The sequence below is a fragment of the Streptomyces sp. NPDC041940 genome (assembly GCF_055589465.1).
Window position 1 is genome coordinate 332906 of record NZ_JBVJBP010000001.1, and the last position, 15429, is coordinate 348334.

General features: G+C 69.9%; 18 protein-coding genes, 1 tRNA gene and 1 pseudogene. 8 read left to right on the forward strand and 12 right to left on the reverse strand.

Annotated features, from left to right (window positions below):
• The first annotated feature begins 50 nt into the window (after nt 1–50).
• Nucleotides 51–1328, forward strand: coding sequence for a polysaccharide deacetylase family protein (locus tag ACZ6I3_RS01445; RefSeq protein ID WP_469410811.1), 1278 nt, complete (start codon nt 51–53; stop codon nt 1326–1328).
• 93 nt (nt 1329–1421) lie between these two features.
• A complete protein-coding gene (locus ACZ6I3_RS01450) occupies nt 1422–2588 on the forward strand; it encodes an amidase domain-containing protein (RefSeq protein WP_469410812.1) in 1167 nt (388 codons plus the stop codon).
• 19 nt (nt 2589–2607) lie between these two features.
• Here ACZ6I3_RS01450 and ACZ6I3_RS01455 read toward each other — a convergent pair whose 3' ends face one another.
• A complete protein-coding gene (locus tag ACZ6I3_RS01455) occupies nt 2608–4026 on the reverse strand; it encodes a hypothetical protein (protein WP_469410813.1) in 1419 nt (472 codons plus the stop codon).
• 74 nt (nt 4027–4100) lie between these two features.
• Nucleotides 4101–4898 carry a DUF4097 family beta strand repeat-containing protein gene (locus tag ACZ6I3_RS01460; RefSeq protein ID WP_469410814.1) on the reverse strand — a complete coding sequence of 266 codons (798 nt, stop codon included), beginning with the start codon at nt 4896–4898 and terminating at the stop codon, nt 4101–4103.
• A 202-nt stretch (nt 4899–5100) separates the two neighbouring features.
• Here ACZ6I3_RS01460 and ACZ6I3_RS01465 point away from each other — a divergent pair.
• A tRNA-Val gene (locus ACZ6I3_RS01465) sits at nt 5101–5172 on the forward strand.
• A gap of 166 nt (nt 5173–5338) precedes the next feature.
• On the opposite strand, the pseudogene ACZ6I3_RS01470 reads toward ACZ6I3_RS01465, so the two are convergent.
• The 4 genes and pseudogenes from ACZ6I3_RS01470 to ACZ6I3_RS01485 form a co-directional block, all read right to left on the reverse strand.
• Nucleotides 5339–6007 (reverse strand): annotated as a pseudogene (locus tag ACZ6I3_RS01470) (radical SAM protein); the annotation flags it as partial.
• Between the two features lie 70 nt (nt 6008–6077).
• Nucleotides 6078–6617: a class IV adenylate cyclase gene (locus tag ACZ6I3_RS01475; RefSeq protein WP_469410815.1), complete on the reverse strand. Its 540-nt coding sequence runs from the start codon at nt 6615–6617 to the stop codon at nt 6078–6080.
• Between the two features lie 88 nt (nt 6618–6705).
• Entirely contained in the window at nt 6706–7119 is a 414-nt protein-coding gene (locus ACZ6I3_RS01480; protein ID WP_469410816.1) for a hypothetical protein, read from the reverse strand.
• A complete protein-coding gene (locus ACZ6I3_RS01485; RefSeq protein WP_469410817.1) occupies nt 7116–7649 on the reverse strand; it encodes a DUF6415 family natural product biosynthesis protein in 534 nt (177 codons plus the stop codon). Before ACZ6I3_RS01485 ends, ACZ6I3_RS01480 begins: the two co-directional genes overlap by 4 nt.
• A gap of 287 nt (nt 7650–7936) precedes the next feature.
• Between ACZ6I3_RS01485 and ACZ6I3_RS01490 the strand changes: the two genes are divergently transcribed.
• Genes ACZ6I3_RS01490 through ACZ6I3_RS01500 form a run of 3 tightly spaced genes read left to right on the forward strand, consistent with a single transcriptional unit; the run spans nt 7937 to nt 9539 of the window.
• On the forward strand, nt 7937–8188 hold the full coding sequence (locus ACZ6I3_RS01490; protein WP_469410818.1) for a hypothetical protein: 252 nt from the start codon (nt 7937–7939) through the stop codon (nt 8186–8188).
• On the forward strand, nt 8163–8678 hold the full coding sequence (locus ACZ6I3_RS01495; protein ID WP_469410819.1) for a DUF6879 family protein: 516 nt from the start codon (nt 8163–8165) through the stop codon (nt 8676–8678). The genes ACZ6I3_RS01490 and ACZ6I3_RS01495 overlap by 26 nt, the downstream gene beginning before the upstream one ends.
• Before the next feature lie 6 nt (nt 8679–8684).
• The gene (locus tag ACZ6I3_RS01500) at nt 8685–9539 is read left to right on the forward strand and encodes a DUF5753 domain-containing protein (RefSeq protein ID WP_469410820.1); all 855 of its coding nucleotides are present in this window, start codon (nt 8685–8687) and stop codon (nt 9537–9539) included.
• Between the two features lie 247 nt (nt 9540–9786).
• Here the strand turns inward: ACZ6I3_RS01500 and ACZ6I3_RS01505 are convergent, their stop codons facing one another.
• The 3 genes from ACZ6I3_RS01505 to ACZ6I3_RS01515 all read right to left on the reverse strand — a co-directional run bounded on the left by ACZ6I3_RS01505 (nt 9787) and on the right by ACZ6I3_RS01515 (nt 11666).
• Complete coding sequence (locus ACZ6I3_RS01505; RefSeq protein WP_469410821.1) at nt 9787–10419, reverse strand: hypothetical protein; 633 nt, start codon at nt 10417–10419, stop codon at nt 9787–9789.
• 20 nt (nt 10420–10439) lie between these two features.
• The gene (locus ACZ6I3_RS01510) at nt 10440–11006 is read right to left on the reverse strand and encodes a hypothetical protein (protein WP_469410822.1); all 567 of its coding nucleotides are present in this window, start codon (nt 11004–11006) and stop codon (nt 10440–10442) included.
• A 123-nt stretch (nt 11007–11129) separates the two neighbouring features.
• Nucleotides 11130–11666, reverse strand: a complete 537-nt coding sequence (locus ACZ6I3_RS01515) for a hypothetical protein (RefSeq protein WP_469410823.1) — start codon at nt 11664–11666, stop codon at nt 11130–11132.
• 121 nt (nt 11667–11787) lie between these two features.
• On the opposite strand from ACZ6I3_RS01515, the gene ACZ6I3_RS01520 reads away from it, so the two are divergent.
• Together ACZ6I3_RS01520 and ACZ6I3_RS01525 are read left to right on the forward strand one after the other, a co-directional pair.
• Entirely contained in the window at nt 11788–12192 is a 405-nt protein-coding gene (locus ACZ6I3_RS01520) for a DUF6153 family protein (RefSeq protein WP_469410824.1), read from the forward strand.
• Nucleotides 12193–12293: 101 nt separating this feature from the next.
• Nucleotides 12294–12893 (forward strand): DUF305 domain-containing protein, encoded by a 600-nt coding sequence (locus tag ACZ6I3_RS01525; RefSeq protein ID WP_469410825.1) that lies wholly within the window; start codon nt 12294–12296, stop codon nt 12891–12893.
• Between the two features lie 10 nt (nt 12894–12903).
• Here the strand turns inward: ACZ6I3_RS01525 and ACZ6I3_RS01530 are convergent, their stop codons facing one another.
• The 3 genes from ACZ6I3_RS01530 to ACZ6I3_RS01540 all read right to left on the reverse strand — a co-directional run bounded on the left by ACZ6I3_RS01530 (nt 12904) and on the right by ACZ6I3_RS01540 (nt 15343).
• Nucleotides 12904–13257 (reverse strand): hypothetical protein, encoded by a 354-nt coding sequence (locus ACZ6I3_RS01530; protein WP_469410826.1) that lies wholly within the window; start codon nt 13255–13257, stop codon nt 12904–12906.
• A 75-nt stretch (nt 13258–13332) separates the two neighbouring features.
• Nucleotides 13333–14250 (reverse strand): ribosome-inactivating family protein, encoded by a 918-nt coding sequence (locus ACZ6I3_RS01535; protein ID WP_469410827.1) that lies wholly within the window; start codon nt 14248–14250, stop codon nt 13333–13335.
• Nucleotides 14251–14434: 184 nt separating this feature from the next.
• Nucleotides 14435–15343, reverse strand: a complete 909-nt coding sequence (locus tag ACZ6I3_RS01540) for a ketopantoate reductase family protein (protein ID WP_469410828.1) — start codon at nt 15341–15343, stop codon at nt 14435–14437.
• Between the last annotated feature and the right edge of the window lie 86 nt (nt 15344–15429).

The following is a 15429-nucleotide window of genomic DNA, read 5'->3' on the forward strand; positions in this document are numbered from 1 at the left end:
GTGCCCGGCACCACCGCAACACCCCACCCCCCTCGCAGAATGAGCCGCGCATGAAGTCACCCTCCGGCCGCCGCCGCAGACCCCGCGCACCCCGCCGCGCCACACCCCCCGGGATACTGACCCTGGCGGCCCTTCTCGTCGTCGCGTCCCTCGTCGCGGGCTATCTGGCCCTGAACCGCTCGGACACCACCACCCCGACCGCCTCCTCGGGGCCCCGCAAGGGAGGCGTCACGAAGCCGGGCCAGGAACCCCGGTGGGACGGCAGGACGAAGGTCCTCGGGGACGGCTCCACCTCCTACACCGGCCCGCCGAAGGGGCAGTTGAAGCCGGTGCCGCTCAAACCCGGTGAGAAGCCGCCCCAGTTCGTGGTCTTCTCCTGGGACGGCGCGCTGCAGGGCGACGACGGGCTCTTCTCGCACTACCGGGAGCTGGCCGAGGAGTACGACGCCCACATGACCTTCTTCCTCACCGGCATCTACCTGGTGCCCAAGAGCAAGAAGAGCCTCTACTCCCCGCCCCAGCACGCGAAGGGCTCGGCGGCGATCAGCTTCGCCACCGACGAGCACATCCGCACCACGCTGGAGCAGCTCGGCAAGGCGTGGCAGGGCGGGAACGAGATCGGCACCCACTTCAACGGCCACTTCTGCGGCGAGAAGGGCGGCGGCGACTGGAGCGCCGCGGAGTGGAAGAGCGAGATCGACCAGTTCTACGGCTTCGTCGAGAAGTGGAAGACCAACACCGGCTTCCAGGACATGGACCCGCTGCCGTTCGACATCAGGAAGGAGGTCACCGGCGGCCGCGCCCCCTGCCTGGAGGGCCAGAAGAACCTGCTGACGGTCGCCAAGGACTACAAGTGGCGCTACGACGCCAGCTCCGCGGGCGACTTCCAGATATGGCCCCGCAAGAAGGACGGCATCTGGGACTTCCCGCTGCAGATGCTCCCGTACGAGGGCGGCAAGTACCAGGGCCTCTCGATGGACTTCAACTTCCTCTACAACCAGTCCGAGGGCCAGACCGAGGGCGACCCGGCGAAGTACCCCCAGTGGGAACAGGAGACCGTCGCCTCCTACATGTCCGGCTTCAACCGCGTGTACTACGGCAGTCGCGCCCCGCTGTTCATCGGCAACCACTTCGAGGACTGGAACGGCGGCATCTACATGCGGGCCGTCGACCAGGTCATCAAGGACGTGTGCACGAAGAAGGACGTCAAGTGCGTGTCCTTCAGGGAGCTGGCCGACTGGCTCGACGCGCAGAAGCCCGAGACGCTGCAGCGGCTGCGCGGCCTGGACCCGGCGCAGTCGCCCGACTGGTCGACCGTTGTGAAATAGCAAGAACAACCCTCTTCACAACAGCCACACACTCCATGCAAAGATCTCCTACCCCGGCAACCCTTGGCCGGGGCAAGAGGGGAAAACACACCAGTGAAATCACGGAAGCTGAACGGGACGCGACGCCGCGTCACGATACTCGGGGCGGCAGCGACCTCGGTCGTCGCCGGAGTCGCCCTGCTGCCCAACTGGAGCGCCGGCGCGGCGGTTCTCGACGACCCGACGGTGGACGCGCGGACCAAGGCCACCTTCCAGCGGCTGGCGGACGCGGTCTTCACCGACCGCACCAACGCCCTGGTGGACGGCGGAAAGTCCGGCCGGGACAAGCCGCTGACCGACGGCTTCTCCGGCGACGTCGCCCTGTCCTCCGGCACGGCCCGCACCGAGGACGCCGCACTGTCCGCACTGGGGCAGCGCAAGGAGCGGCTGGCGAAGGCCGGCGAGACGTACCGCGAGGCCAGCACCACCGTCACCCTGGACGCCACGCGCGTCACGGGCCGTACGGCCAAGGCGGAGGTCACGGAGACCACGACCCTGACCTACGACCGGGCCCGCGGCGACGCGCCGAAGACCACCGGCTTCCAGGCCCGGCACGAGCTGACCTTCAAGGCCGACCGGCAGGGCGACTGGCGGCTCACCGGCATCCGCGACACCGACGAGGGTCTCGCGGTGAACACGCTCTCCAAGCCGGCCCCCGTCAAGGCGACCGTCGCCGCCGACACCATGCCGAACGCCCCGCGCGCGGCGACCACCCGCAACCCGGCCGCGGCCCCGAAGACCGGCACGACGTACGACTACAAGGCCATGGCGGCCTACGCCGAGAAGCACTGGAACGTCTACAACAAGGACTACCCGGACTTCAGCGGCCGCGGCGCCGGCGGTGACTGCACCAACTTCGTCAGCCAGTCCCTGAAGGCGGGCGGCTGGAAGCACGCCCCCGGCTATGTGTACGACTACACCAAGTGGTTCGGCAACGCCGAGATCCAGTCGCACTCGTTCATCGGCGTCAACGAGTGGTCCTGGTTCGCCCAGAACTCCAGCCGGACCAAGCCGCTCGCCAACGTCTACCAGCTCGAGGTCGGTGACGTCCTCCAGATGGACTTCGACCGGGACGGGTCCAAGGACCACACGATGATCGTCACGTCCAAGAGCGGCGGCGTGCCCTACCTGACCTACCACTCCACCAACACCCTCCGCAGGTCGGTGGCGAGCCTCGTCGCGTCGGACCCGAACGCGTACTACTACGCCTACCGCACCTGAGACCGGGCGGGGGCCGGGCTCAGTGTCCGGCCCCTCGCTCCTCGCGGATCCCGTCCACCACACGGGCCACCGTCCGCCGGATCCCCTCCGTCTCCGTGAGGAAGTGCCAGTAGTCGGGGTGGCGGCCGTCGAGGGTGGCGACGGCACGGTCCAGGCGGGACACGGCGTCGTCCAGCGGGCGGGCGTGCTGCGGGTCGGGGGTGTTGCGGCCGGCCATGGCGAGGCGCTGGGCGTCGCGGATGGCGAAGCGGGTGCGCTCGATCTCCTGCTGGGGGTCCTTCTGCACCGCGTTCAGACGGTGCAGGCGGTCACCGGCGGCCGAGACGGCCTCGTCGGTGCTGTTCAGCAGGGCCCGTACCGTCGACAGCAGGGCCGTCGCGTCGGCCCAGCGCTGCTCGGCGCGGGCCGACCGGGCCTCGGCCAGCCTGCTCTCGGCCTGGCGGACGTGCGCGGCGGCGTCGTCGGGGACGCGCTGGAGGTCCTGCCAGCAGGCCGCGGTGAAGCGGCGGCGGAGTTCGCTCAGGATCGGGTCCACCTGCTCGGAGCGGGTGGTGAGGGCCTGGGCGCGGGTGCGCAGGGAGACGAGCCGGTGGTCGATCTCGGCGGCGCGGTCCGGCAGCCGCTCGGCCTCCACCCGGATCGCCTCGGCCTCGCGGGTGACCCGCTCGGCCCGCTCCAGGGTCTCCGGCACGCCGTGCCGGCCGGCGCCCTGGTTCAGCTTGGTCAGCTCCGGGGAGAGGACGGCGAGCCGGGCGGCGAGGTCGTCCGCCCTCAGGTTCGACGCCCGGACGGCGTCGAGGGCGTTGGAGGCGCCGAGCAGGGCCTGGCGGGCGCGCTCGACGGCGGGTGCCAGGCGGGCCAGCTGGGTCTCGGCCTTGCCGAGCAGCGGGCCGAGGCCGTCGGCGAACCGGTCCAGCTCCTGCCTGACCCGGTCCAGCTCCTCCTTGGCGGCGGTCAGCTCGGTGCGGGCGCGGGAGGCGGTCGAGGCCTCCAGGTCGTCGCGGTCGAGGTCGTGGGCGTCGACGGCGTTGATGTACCGGCGGCTGGCCTCGTCGATACGGCCGCCCAGGGCCTCGAAATCGGCGACGGCGCGCCGGGCGGCGGGGGAGTCGTCGACCGCGTTGATCGTCTCTATCGAGATACGCAGGTCCCGCTGGGCGGTGTCCAGCTCGTAGAAGGCGGCCGCCGCGGCGTCCTTCGCGGCCTGGGCCTCCGCCCGCTGGCTCTCGGCACGGCCGCCGAACCAGCGCCGGGTGCCGCCGCCCGCGAAGGTCGCGGGCAGCGCCAGCGCGGCGACCAGCGGCAGCGCCATCAGGGTGAGCGCGTCCCGCAGCGGACGCGCCGGCGTACGGGGGAGGGGACGGCGGGGGACGGTGTGGCGCGGGCTGTGCGCGCGCGGCACCGACGGCGAATCCGGCTGCCTTGGTGTCGCCGTCACATCCCTCTCCCGTGCTGTTGTCCACCCTGCCCGGTGTCATTCTCCCACCGGTTGAGGACGAACACACGGGCCGGTCAGTTCGCTGTCCGGACCGTCACACTGCCGTCGCCGGTCCGGGCGGACACCACATGAGCGCTGCTCTCGTCGCGGGGCACGGACACGTCCACGCCGCCGTCGCCGGTCTCGGTGGTCACGCGGTAGGTGGCCTCGGGCAGCGCGATGGTCACGGAACCGTCGCCGCCGCGGGCCTCCACACGGTCCGGTACGACGCCCAGTTCGAGGCGGGCCGAACCGTCGCCGGTGCGGGTGCGGATGTCACGGGAGGAGACCTGCGCGCGGATGGATCCGTCGCTGGTACGCAGGTCCAGGGGCCCGGTGGTGTCGGTGACGCGGACGGAGCCGTCGCCGGTACGAATGCTCAGGGGGTCCCGGAAGCCCCGGGCGCGCACGCTGCCGTCGTCGTCCTGGACCTTCACGGTGATGCCCCGGGGCACCTCGACGCGGTGCTTCGCCGCGCAGTCGGCCACGAAACCGGAGCACTTCAGCCGCAGCACCAGCCGGTCGTCCCGCATCGACCAGGTGACCTTGGGCTCCTTGCCGAGGACGACCGAGCCCTGGAACCACCGGGTGACCTCGATCTTGCCCGCCGGGTTCTCGCCGGCGGCGACGATCTCCAGGGCCGAGTCGTCGGAGTCGACGGTCAGCGTGCGCCCCTGGAGCCCGAAGGACCGCTGCTCGGGCTCGGTGTCGTCCCCGGCGGACGCCCCGCAGGCACTCAGCCCGCCGACGAGAACGGCCACGGCACCGGCGACGGCGATCGCGCGGACGGAAGCGGTGCGGGTGGTGCCGGCGGTGCGGATGGTGCGGGCCATGACGATCTCCCCCTGGGCGGACGACGGGCGCTCCCTGAGCGCTCTACGACCGTATGGATTCGGCGCCCGCCGGAGGATCCGGGCCACTCCCGGATCCGAAGGGGGGATAACCCCCGGCCCGCCCCACAGAAAGAAAATTGCCGGTCCGCGCCCCGGGCAATGTAGGCTGTCGACTCGTCCTGGGCACGTGACCCGGGAAGCCGGGTGCGTAGCTCAGGGGTAGAGCGCCTGCCTTACAAGCAGGATGTCGGCGGTTCGAAACCGTCCGCGCCCACAGGATCGGTTAGCAGGTCAGAGGCCCTCCAGGGATCACCCTGGAGGGCCTCCCCTGTGGTCGAAGTCCACAAAGGGCCCACATCCCCAAACGATCATGTTTCTTGATCGCCCATGGGGGGCGCCAGCCGATACTCAGCCTGGGTCGGTCGCTGCCGCCGTGGTGTGCAGCCGGGGCAGTCGCGCTGCTTCGTCGTCGCGGAAGGTCTCTTCGCGTACAGCGTGCGCCCGTTGGGCAGGCGGTACCGCATCCGCTGGTCGGAGGCCCCTGCCGTGATGATGCGGCGGACCGGAACGGCGCCCAGATGGTCGACGACAGCCTGCATGGCGTCCAGGGAGGCGCCACCGTCCTCCAGCGACACGAGCATCCGGACCACGACGGAGCGGCCGTGTCGCTCGATGATGCGGAGCAAGCGTTCCACGTGGCCGCGGTCGGCGATCACGATGTTGGCGGAGACCTTGATGCCGTGCGCGGTCGCCGTCTCGATCGTCGCGTCGAGGGCGGCCAGCTTGCGCTCGGCGAGCTTCGGTGAGGCGAGACGCGGAGCCTGCACGGCGGCGAGCTCGGCCGGGGTGGTGCCGAACACGGACAGGTTGATGCGGTCGAGGCCGGCTGCCGCGGCGGCGGGCAGGACCGCGGCGCCGTTCTCGCCGTTCGAGGTGAGCCCGACCGTGAGGCCGAGGCGCCGGGCGATGGTGATCAGGCCGGGCAGGTCGGGGTGCAGGGTGGGCTCACCGCCCGTGAAGTGCACCTCGTTCGTCGGCAGGCTGCCGCGCACCGCGGCGAGGGCCAGGGCGAAGTCGGCGTCGGCGGCGATCCGGGCGGGGAGGAAGTCGGGTCGTGCATGGTGCCCCCTCTGCGGGTGGGCGGGGCGCGGCGCCCCGGCCGGAGTAGCAGGCGCCGACCTACTCGAAACGCAGGTCGGCGATGGAGTCCAGGTCGATGCCATACAGCTCGTAGACCTTCGTGGTGTTGATCGATGTGAGCTGGTCGTGATCGATGCCCAGCGCGGTGGCGGCCGCCCAGACCTGTGCTTCGTCGTCGGCCTCGATCTCCAGGTACGGCGGGATGCGTGGCCACTCGTCGACCTCGAGGCGGACACCGTCGAGGGTGTACGAGGTGCGCCGGTTCTCCTGGTAGCTGCGTGGTGTCAGGCCGGTGAGCCGCAGCAGTGCGGCGGCTTCCTCGAAGCTGTCGACGGTCACCTCGGTCTCGTGGGTCCCGTCGACGGCATCCGTGGTGATCTGCTTCACGCACAGGGTGATGTCGGTCCCCGTGTCGCGTAGCCGCACCCATCGGCCGGGAACGGCCGGGACGGTGTCGTACACATACCGCCGCATGAGGCGAGCCCCCGTCGCGCAGGTGCCGCCGGCTTCCGTGATGAGCTGCGCGACCTTCGCGGGGTCGATGTCGAGGGCTTTTGCTTCGAACTCAATGCCTGCCATGGGTCTCCGATCGCTGGGCGCTGCTGGTGTTCAACGACCGTGCAGCGTAGGGGGCCGCTGCCTGACAACAGCCCTCTACGAGCCCGGGCTACATGCGCGTGCCGACCGCGATGGTGTCGTTGTCCGCGAGCCGCAGGACCGCCCGGAGGATGATCGGCAGGCAGCGTTCGTCGAGGTCTTGCACGGCGGCGATGGTGGTCATCCCGATGCCGACCATCGACAGGACCAGGCCGAGGAATGAGCGCTGCTGCTCGTCCAGGCCGAGGGTGTACAGGTACCCCAGGAGCCCATCGAAGTCAGCTCGCTGGCCGCGCCCGGTGCCGACAACCAGGGCGCGCTGTACGGCGGGGACCTCCAGCACGGTCCGCTCGTCGAGCAGTGCTTGGATGGCTGACCGGGCGGCGGATGACGTTGCGGTGCGCAGCAGCTGCTTGCCGAGCCGCTGGAACTCGTCGGCAGGGAAAGGCTCGAGAGCCTCTGCATCGGGCTCGGTGGTGGTCACGCCGAGACCTCCACCGCGCTGCGGCCAGCGAGTCGAGCCGCGGAGGCGAGGGCGCGCGCTACCCGGTACGCCTCGTACAGCCTGCTCTCCTCCTCGCAGGGCAGCCCGGCCCGCACCCCGGCTTCGTTCACGGCTCGGCACGTTTCGCACCCCACGCAGTGGTTCGCCAGGCGCACGAACGCCTGCTGCACGGGCGTCACTTCGATCCCGGCGCTGACGATCCCGTAGTGGTCGCACAGGGCGGCCAGGACGCGGGCGAGCCTCCGGGCGTACATGACGCTGCTCGCCAGCGGGGTGAATCCCAGCTCGGGGGCGCGGAGCTTGCCTCCCGCTTCCTCGGCGCAGGCCAGGGCGGCGGAGCGGGTGGGGCTGTTTCTCGACAGGAGGGCGGCCGCCTGCTCGACCTCCGGGGTGAGGAGGTTGATGTGACCGCGCATCGTGGCGGTGAGCGTGGCCAGCCCCTCCCCGGCCAGCGGAACGGCTTCCGGTGCATTGTCCCGGCCCAGCACGCGGTGCGCTGTTTCGCGCATCGTCGCGAGGTCAGGTGGGTCTTCGACAACGGTCGTTGGGGTTGTAGCGTTCACGGTGTCGACGCTCCTCGCAGCGTGGGCCACGCCCCGGGAGGCCTTCACCTCGCCGGGTTTTCGTAACCCCCGACGCTATGTAGGCCTGCCCCTCGACTGCCACGAAGTTGCACCGAATTACAGGGCAATTGCAGCATTCGAGTCCCGAGTAGCAGGCGCTCTTGACCGTGTGACGTGTGCATATGAAGGTGGTGTAAATCGCTGCAACCAGCTAGCGCGGGAGGCGAGCAGCCATGTCCATTCACTTCGTCGGAATCGACCCTGAGACGGACGAGGACGGATGCCCCACAGTCTGGGTAGACACGCAAGCGGGAGACCTGCTGATCCAGAGCTACCAGGCCGACGACGCGACCACCGCGACGTGCGACGAGCTATCCCCGGCCAGGGCGCCGATCCCGCCCGGCGAGACCGTCATCCGGATCCCGGCCCGCATGATCTCGATCATCAGGAAGGCGTGCGATGAGCTCGATCCCGGAGTTCGCTGAACTCCTCTCTGGCACCACCACGTCGGCTGTCCATCTGGAGATGCGCGACGCCTACTTCACCAACCCGCGCTTCGAGGCATGGGCGGACGGAGAGCGCGTCGACTGGGACGATCGGGCCTCCTGGTGGCGCCCGTTTCACCAGGACATCGCAGACGCCGTCGCCCGCGGTGTAACCGTGCGGCGGGCCCGGATCGTGTCCGAGCCGGTCACCGACTACATCGCCTGGGAGCACTACCAGACCCGCGCCAACGTCGAGGCGGGCGAGCAGGTGCGCTGGCTTCCCCGTCATCGGGCATGGGACTTGCTGCTGCCGGGCACCGATCTGTGGATCTTCGACGGGCTGCTCATGCGCGTGCACCACTTCGCCGGTGACGGCGAGTGGATCAACAAGGAACTCTGCGACGATCCCGCCGTGGTGGGCCAGCACACCGCAGCGTTCGAGCGCGTCTGGGATCGCGCCACCCCACACGACCAGTACGAGGTCAAGTAGCCCTTCATGTCCACGTTCCCCACGTCCAGAGTGCAGGAAGCGCGCGCAGCCCTCGCAGCCCGACTGCGGGAGCTGCGCTTGGACGCGGGCATCTCCGGCAAGGAACTCGCGCGCCTGTGCGACTGGTCCGTCGCCAAGTCGTCGAGGATCGAGAACGCGGTCACCGCACCGGCGGATGCCGACGTCCGGGCCTGGTGCACGGCGTGCGGCGCTGAGGCTCAAGCGGCTGACCTGATCGCGGCCAACCGGCAGGCCGATTCGATGTACCTGGAGTGGAAGCGACTCCAGCGCACCGGCATGAAGCAGCTGGCGGAGACCTCGGCCAAGCTGTACGAGCGGACCCGCCTCTTCCGCGTGTACGCCTCGCACGTCATGCCGGGCTACCTCCAGACCCCCGGGTACGCAACGGCCCTCATGCGCACGATCGCGGGCTTCCGCGGCACCCAGGACGACGTAGCTGACGCAGTAGAGGTGCGCATGCGCCGTGCCCGCGTCATCCACGAAGGCGACCACAGGTTCGCGACGCTCATCGAGGAGAACGTGCTCACCCATCGGGTCGGCGACCAGGACGTGATGGCCGGCCAGCTCGGCAACCTGCTCGCCGCGATGACGCTGCCGTCCATGTCGCTCGGCATCATTCCGGCCGCTGCCGAGCGGGAAGGGGTCGTGTGGCCGCTCGAACAGTTCACGGTGTTCGACGACTCCCGCATCCACGTGGAGCTGCTCGCTGCCAAGGTGACCGTCACCGCCCCCGGCGAACTGGACCTGTACCTGCGGGCTTTCGCGCGGATGAGGGAGCTGGCCGTGCACGGCGCCGAGGCCCGCTCGCTGATCCTCCGGGCGATCGAAGCCCTGCACTGAGCCCGGGCACGACGAAACGCCCCCTCCCGCCCCAAGGCGAGAAGGGAACGTGTTCAGGGGTGCTGGCGGCGGCTCGGATCCAGCCCAGCCGCGAGCGGGCCAGGCAACCCAGGATCAGGGCCCGAGCCCCGGTCGGTTCGTAGGTGTAGGAGGTCGATCCGCTCCCGCCGGGTGCGGGTATGTCACACCGGGGGCCTCTCCTGTCTCGGGGGTCATGGCGTTGCGGCCGAGGCCCGGCGGTGCTGAGTCAGCAGGACTCCTCGAACTTCACCGCGGTGAGCTTCACGGGCTGACCGTCGAGCTTCGCTCCCGCGGCCGGCTCCTGGCCGCACACCTGCCAGTTCGACTCCATCAGCACCATCCGGTCCTGCCCGGAGGCATCGTTGACGGTGATGCTCGTAGAGGTGTCGAGCGCCTCGCGGGCGGCCTTCACGGCTTTCCCCTTGAAGTCGGGCATCGTGCCGCCGGCAGCCTCTGGAGCGGCGCCCGCGTCCTTCGCCGGGCAGTCCTCTGCCAGCTTGACCGTCGCGAAGTCGACTTTCGTGTCCGTCGGGTGCTCGCCGGCCTTCGGGGTCTGGGAGCACACCTTCCAGTTCCGGTCGAAGGCCTGCATGCGTCCGCGGCCGAGGGCGTCGTGCGAGGTGAGGCTGTAGAACCCTGCGTCTTGGGCCTGGTCCTGAGCGGACTGGAGGCCCTTGCCGGTCATGTCGGGCAGCGAGGCGTTCTCGGCCTTCGCGGTGTCGTGGCTGGTGTCGTCCTTGCCGTTGCTGCCCTGGCTGGGCTTGGAGTTGGTGCCGCTGCCGGTGTCGGCGCCTTCGCAGGCCGTGAGCGTGAGCAGGGCCGCCGCGATGAGTGCCACTGCGGTGGTGCGCTTGGTCATGGTGTCCCCCGTCGAGTGCCCTACTGTCCTTGGGTAATCAGGTCGGTGATCTCCACCGATACCTTCGAGCCCGCTGAAGCGGTGCTGATCACAGTGGGTGTGAAATTCAGGCTCGTTCGGTCTGACAGCTCAGCCGTCTCGATGACCGGGCCGGACTCACCCCCGCGGATCTCGTACGTGATCTCGTACACGGCGTCCGGGGCGATGTCCTCGGTGAGGCCCAGGTAGGTCAGCCTCGGCTCGACCGTCATGTTGCAGCCCGCCGAACCGAAGCATTGCCGCTCTGTGGTGCGCAGCTTGATCGTGAAACTGTCGGCGTCAAGCTCGTCATACGTCGGCTCCGGATCCGGCTCCTCCGCGGCGGTGGTCAGGACGTCCTCGGCCGGGGTGCTCGACGCCGCGTTGGTGTCTGGCCTGCTGTCGTGGTCGCTGGACCGCACTACGACGATGCCGGTTGCGACGATTGCTGCGATGACGGCGGCGGCCGACCCGATGATGATCGCGTTCGTGCGGGACTTCGCGGGCTTGGGCGGCTCGGGTGGGAGAGGCGGCGGAAAGTCGGGTTGTGGCGGCGTGGGTGTGCTCATGGTCCCCCCAGGGTGTGTGGTGTGGTGCATGAGATGCGCTCAAGAGAGGTCTCGTGACCGATGTCGCCCACAGGTGCGCAGAGGCCTTCCGGGGGATTTCGGAAGGCCTCTCGTGTTGTGGGGTCAGTAGTTCGCGTTGGCGAGTAGTTCGCCGTCCTTGTCGTAGACGGTCACGAGGCCGTTCTCGGACTCGTAGCAGGACGTGAAGGCGGAGGCGATGAGTTTGCCCTCGCCCTGGTGGGGGCCCATGATGCCGCCGGTGTAGTCGGTGAAGATCTCTGCCGAGTCGAGGATGTCGTTGCGCTTGTCCGCGCCGGTCAACTTGGTGACGTGCTCGACCGCGGACTTCTCGGTGTCCGTGCCGTTCTTGGCGACGCAGCTCCGGAACTGCTCGGCCTGGGACTTCTCCTCGGCCGGCTCGGCGCGGCGCTTGCTGTCGGCGGCGACGGCCCTGTCCTTGTTCGAGCTGTCCTTGCTCTCACCGCTTCCGCCGCCCGTGGCGACGCCGACGATGACGAAGAGGGCGATGATGCCGGCGCATCCGAGGCCCGCGATCTTGCCGGCACTGCGCTTCTTCGGCTGCTGCGGCGCCGGGGCGCCATACCCCGGCTGCTGGGGCGGGTAGGGCTGGTTCGGCTGCTGCGGGTACTGCTGGCTCATGGTTTCCCCTCGGGGTCATTCGTGTCGTGCGGGTGCATGACCTGGGGAGGGGCGGCGCGGTTGTAGGCGGCTGAACGAGTTCGCCCGATCGGGGCACGAACGGTCGAACGCCTTCTCTACGATGGGCAGCGTGAACAGCCCCGTCCAGCGTGTCCCGCGAGCAGTCGTTCGGCGGTGGCGTGTGCTGTGTGTGCTGGGGCTGTTGGCGGGGTTGCTGGGGATGCACGGGCTGGCGCCCGGTGGGGGTGTCCCGCAGGGGACGCATACGCACTCTCCCCACAGTCACGCAGCACAGACGCACTCCACGGTCCTGCCGTACGGGCACTGCGGTGGCGGGGACGTTCAGCATGCCGACGCGAGCTGCGCCTCGGGTGCCCTGAGCGGTGGGCCGGTGTTGCCTCCGCTTGTTGCCGACCCGGTTCCCGGGGGCGTGGGGGAGGGCGTCGTACGGGTGTCGGTGGTCGCGGAGGCGGAGGGTGCTCGTGCCCCGCCTTCCCTCGCCGAGCTTCAGCTTCTGCGGATCTAGACACCGCGCACGCATCGCGCCGGGGCCGAGGCCCTTACCGGTGCGGTGCGTCGACGTGTCCGGAATCCCGTATCCCTTCTTGCAGAAGCAGGAGTTCACACATGAAGAGCAGCTGTACCCTCACGCGCCGGGCCGCCCTCCTGGTGGCGGCCGGTGCCGGCACGTTTCTCCTCGCCGCGTGCGGCGGCGACGGTAGCGGCGGCGACAGCGGCGGCGCTGCGCACAACGCCCAGGACGTCTCCTTCGCACAGGGCATGATCCCGCACCACCGGCAGGCGCTGGAGATGGCGCGGCTGGCCGACGGCCGGGCCGCCTCCGGTGCGGTCAAGGACCTGGCGGCGCGTGTCGAGAAGGCGCAGGACCCGGAGATCAGGACCATGACCGGCTGGCTGGAGCAGTGGGGTGAGGACGCCCCCGAGTCGGGGGACTCCATGGACCACTCCGCGGCGGGCCACTCCGGCATGCCCGGGATGATGGGCGGCGAGGACATGACGGAGCTGGAGAAGTCCGAGGGCAAGGCCTTCGACACGAAGTTCCTGGCCTTGATGGTCGAGCACCACGAGGGCGCCGTGAAGATGGCCGCCGTGGAGAAGAGCGAGGGCCGTTACGGTCCCGCCAAGGCCATGGCCGGCGACATCGTCACCGCGCAGAAGGCCGAGATCGGCGAGATGAACAAGCTCCTGGGCAAGAGCGGGAGCTGACCCCGCCCTGCTACGAGGCTCCGTCGGTCTCCTCCGGCGGAGCCTCGTGCGCGTGCTTCAGCTGGGAACGGGCCGTCACCCGCTCGGGGCCGGTGAGTTCGGACCAGTAGCGGTGGGTGCTGATGAACACCGCGAGTTCGTGCTCCCGCCGGCGGAGCTTCTCCACCTCGGCCTGTTCGTCGGCGCTCCAGCCGGGGGAGGCGGGGCGCTCGACCTTGCGCCAGCCGTTGTCGTCGCTGAAGCCGTCCACCGGCTCCACCGACCAGGGCAGCCGCTTCAGCAGGACCGACAGCTCGGACCGGACCTGATGGAGTTCCTCCTGACCGGCGAGGAGGTCACTCGGAAAGTCATAGGTCGTAGCCACGACCCAATGATACGCCTGTTCGAATTTGAGTGGCGAGTATCTTCCCGGGGGTCACGCGAACTGCGACGCCGGTGGTCAGCGGGGGCGGGATCCGCTGGCCAGCTCCATGTAGAACACGTACGCGATCAGCTGCTGCAGTGTGGCGAAGGTGCGGAGGAAGACTCCGGTGCCTATCTCGAGCGGCCGTACGCCGGGGTTCTGCAGCACCCGGTAGGCCCAGTTGGAGATGGATCCCCAGTTCTGCTGCAGGTTGACGTTCTCCTCGCCCATCTGGGCGCCGCCGCTGCGGTGGTCCCGGATGTTGGTCCTGATGGTGTCGAAGATGCGGCCGAAACGAGCGGCTTCGGAAGTGGCCTGAATGATCATGACGAGCGCATGACTCAGGACCGACCTGCCGTTCTGGGTCTGCAGGTGCGTACTGGCCCTGCCCAACTGCTGCAGGGCGTTGTCGAGGCGGGGGCCGTTGATCTGGAGGTTCCGGCGGCTGCCCTGGTCCCCGGCCCGGTCGGAGAAGTTGGTGTAACTGCCGTTCCACGGAAGCGCTGTGGAGTGGACGCCCAGGATCTGGTCGAACCTGGTGCGCCGGGCTTCGTTGAAGGCGTAGTGGCCGCCGCCCGCACCGGCCTGGTAGAAGCCGGCCAGGTACAGGTCGTTGGTCCAGAAGTACAGCGCGCCCACGTAGGTGCCGTATCGGTGCACGCTGACCTGGAAGAGCGCGTTGCCGTTGGTGGTGGTCTCGTCGAGGGTGTCGCGGAAGAAGTCGTGACCGGTGACGCGGTGCATCGCCGCGATCATGTTCCAGTACTCCTGGTGCGGGTCCTGGCCCCCGTTGAGCAGGTCGTCGATGACCCAGTCGTGCACCGTATGAGGCCGATCGGGATCGGCGGACGCCGTGGGCGACGCGAGTCCCACCAGGCCGACCGACAAGGCCAGCGCAACGAGGGCGCCGACGGCACGCCGGCCCGCCCGTCTGAGGATCTTGAGCTGGAACATGGAGTGGGGATTCCTTCGCGTTCTTCGGGTCCGTCGGTGAATACCGACGACCGAGGGCCGAGCCCCCTGGCGGGGGCGGGTCTCCTCGACGCTAGTCCTGGGCGCCCCGCCCCGGTTGACCCTCGGCGCCCAGGCCCTTTCCTCACAGCGCACAGCTGAGAAGCCGCCCCACCGGCGTGCACCGTCACACGCGGGTGTGTTCCCTCTCCAGCTCGCCCACCACCCGCCCCGTCACCGGAGCCGGAACGCCGTGCCGCTCGGCCGCGCGGAGCAACGCGCCGCCGATGGCGTCCAGTTCGAGGGGGCGGCCCGCCTCGGCGTCGCGTTGCATCGAGGACTTCGTCGACGGCGGGAAGGCGTCGTAGCGGGCGAGGGCCTGGGCCGGGTCGGCCGGGCCGCCGCACGCGCGGCTGATCGCGGCCGTCTCCTCCACCAGGGCCGTCAGTTCGTCACGGTGGCGGGTGCGGATCTCGCCGAGGGGGAGGGAGTAGTGCGTGGTGAGCAGGGCGAAGGGGGCTAGGAACGACATCTTCGCCCACAGGGTCGCCGCCTCGTCGTCCTGGACGCGGGTGGCCGGTCCGGCGGCGGTGAGGGCCTCGGCGAGGGCGTCGAGGCGGGCGCGGGGCACCGCCGTACCGGCGGTCAGGTCGACCTCCGCGAAGGGGCTGCCGTGTTCGATGACGCCCGGGGCGGTCCGGGTCGACTCGACGCGGATGACGGCCGGGGCTACGCGGTCGGCGCGGTAGCGGGCGCGCAGGGTCGCCGGGTGTTCGACGCCGTTCAGGAACGGTACGAGGAGGCCGTCGGCCAGAGCGGGTGCGGGGACCCGTGTCAGGGCGGCGTCGAGCGAGGTGTGCTTGACGGTCACCAGGCACACGTCGACCGGTTCGCGCAGCCGCGTGTCGGCCTCGACCGGGGCCGTGAAGTCGCCGAAGTGCGGGCTGCGGACCCGGATGCCGTCCGTGCGCAGGGCCCGGGCCGTCTCCTCGCCGGACAGGCAGATCACCCGGTGGCCGGAGCGGGAGAGCAGCGCGGCGAGCAGGCCGCCCACACCGCCGGGGCCCAGGACGGCCACGCTGAGTTCGTTCCCCATGTCGGGTTCCTCTCGTCGGTCGGCCCCACAGTGGTGGCCGCCTCGCGGAGATCATGGCAGCGGTCGCTGTCGTACGGGGGCCGAAG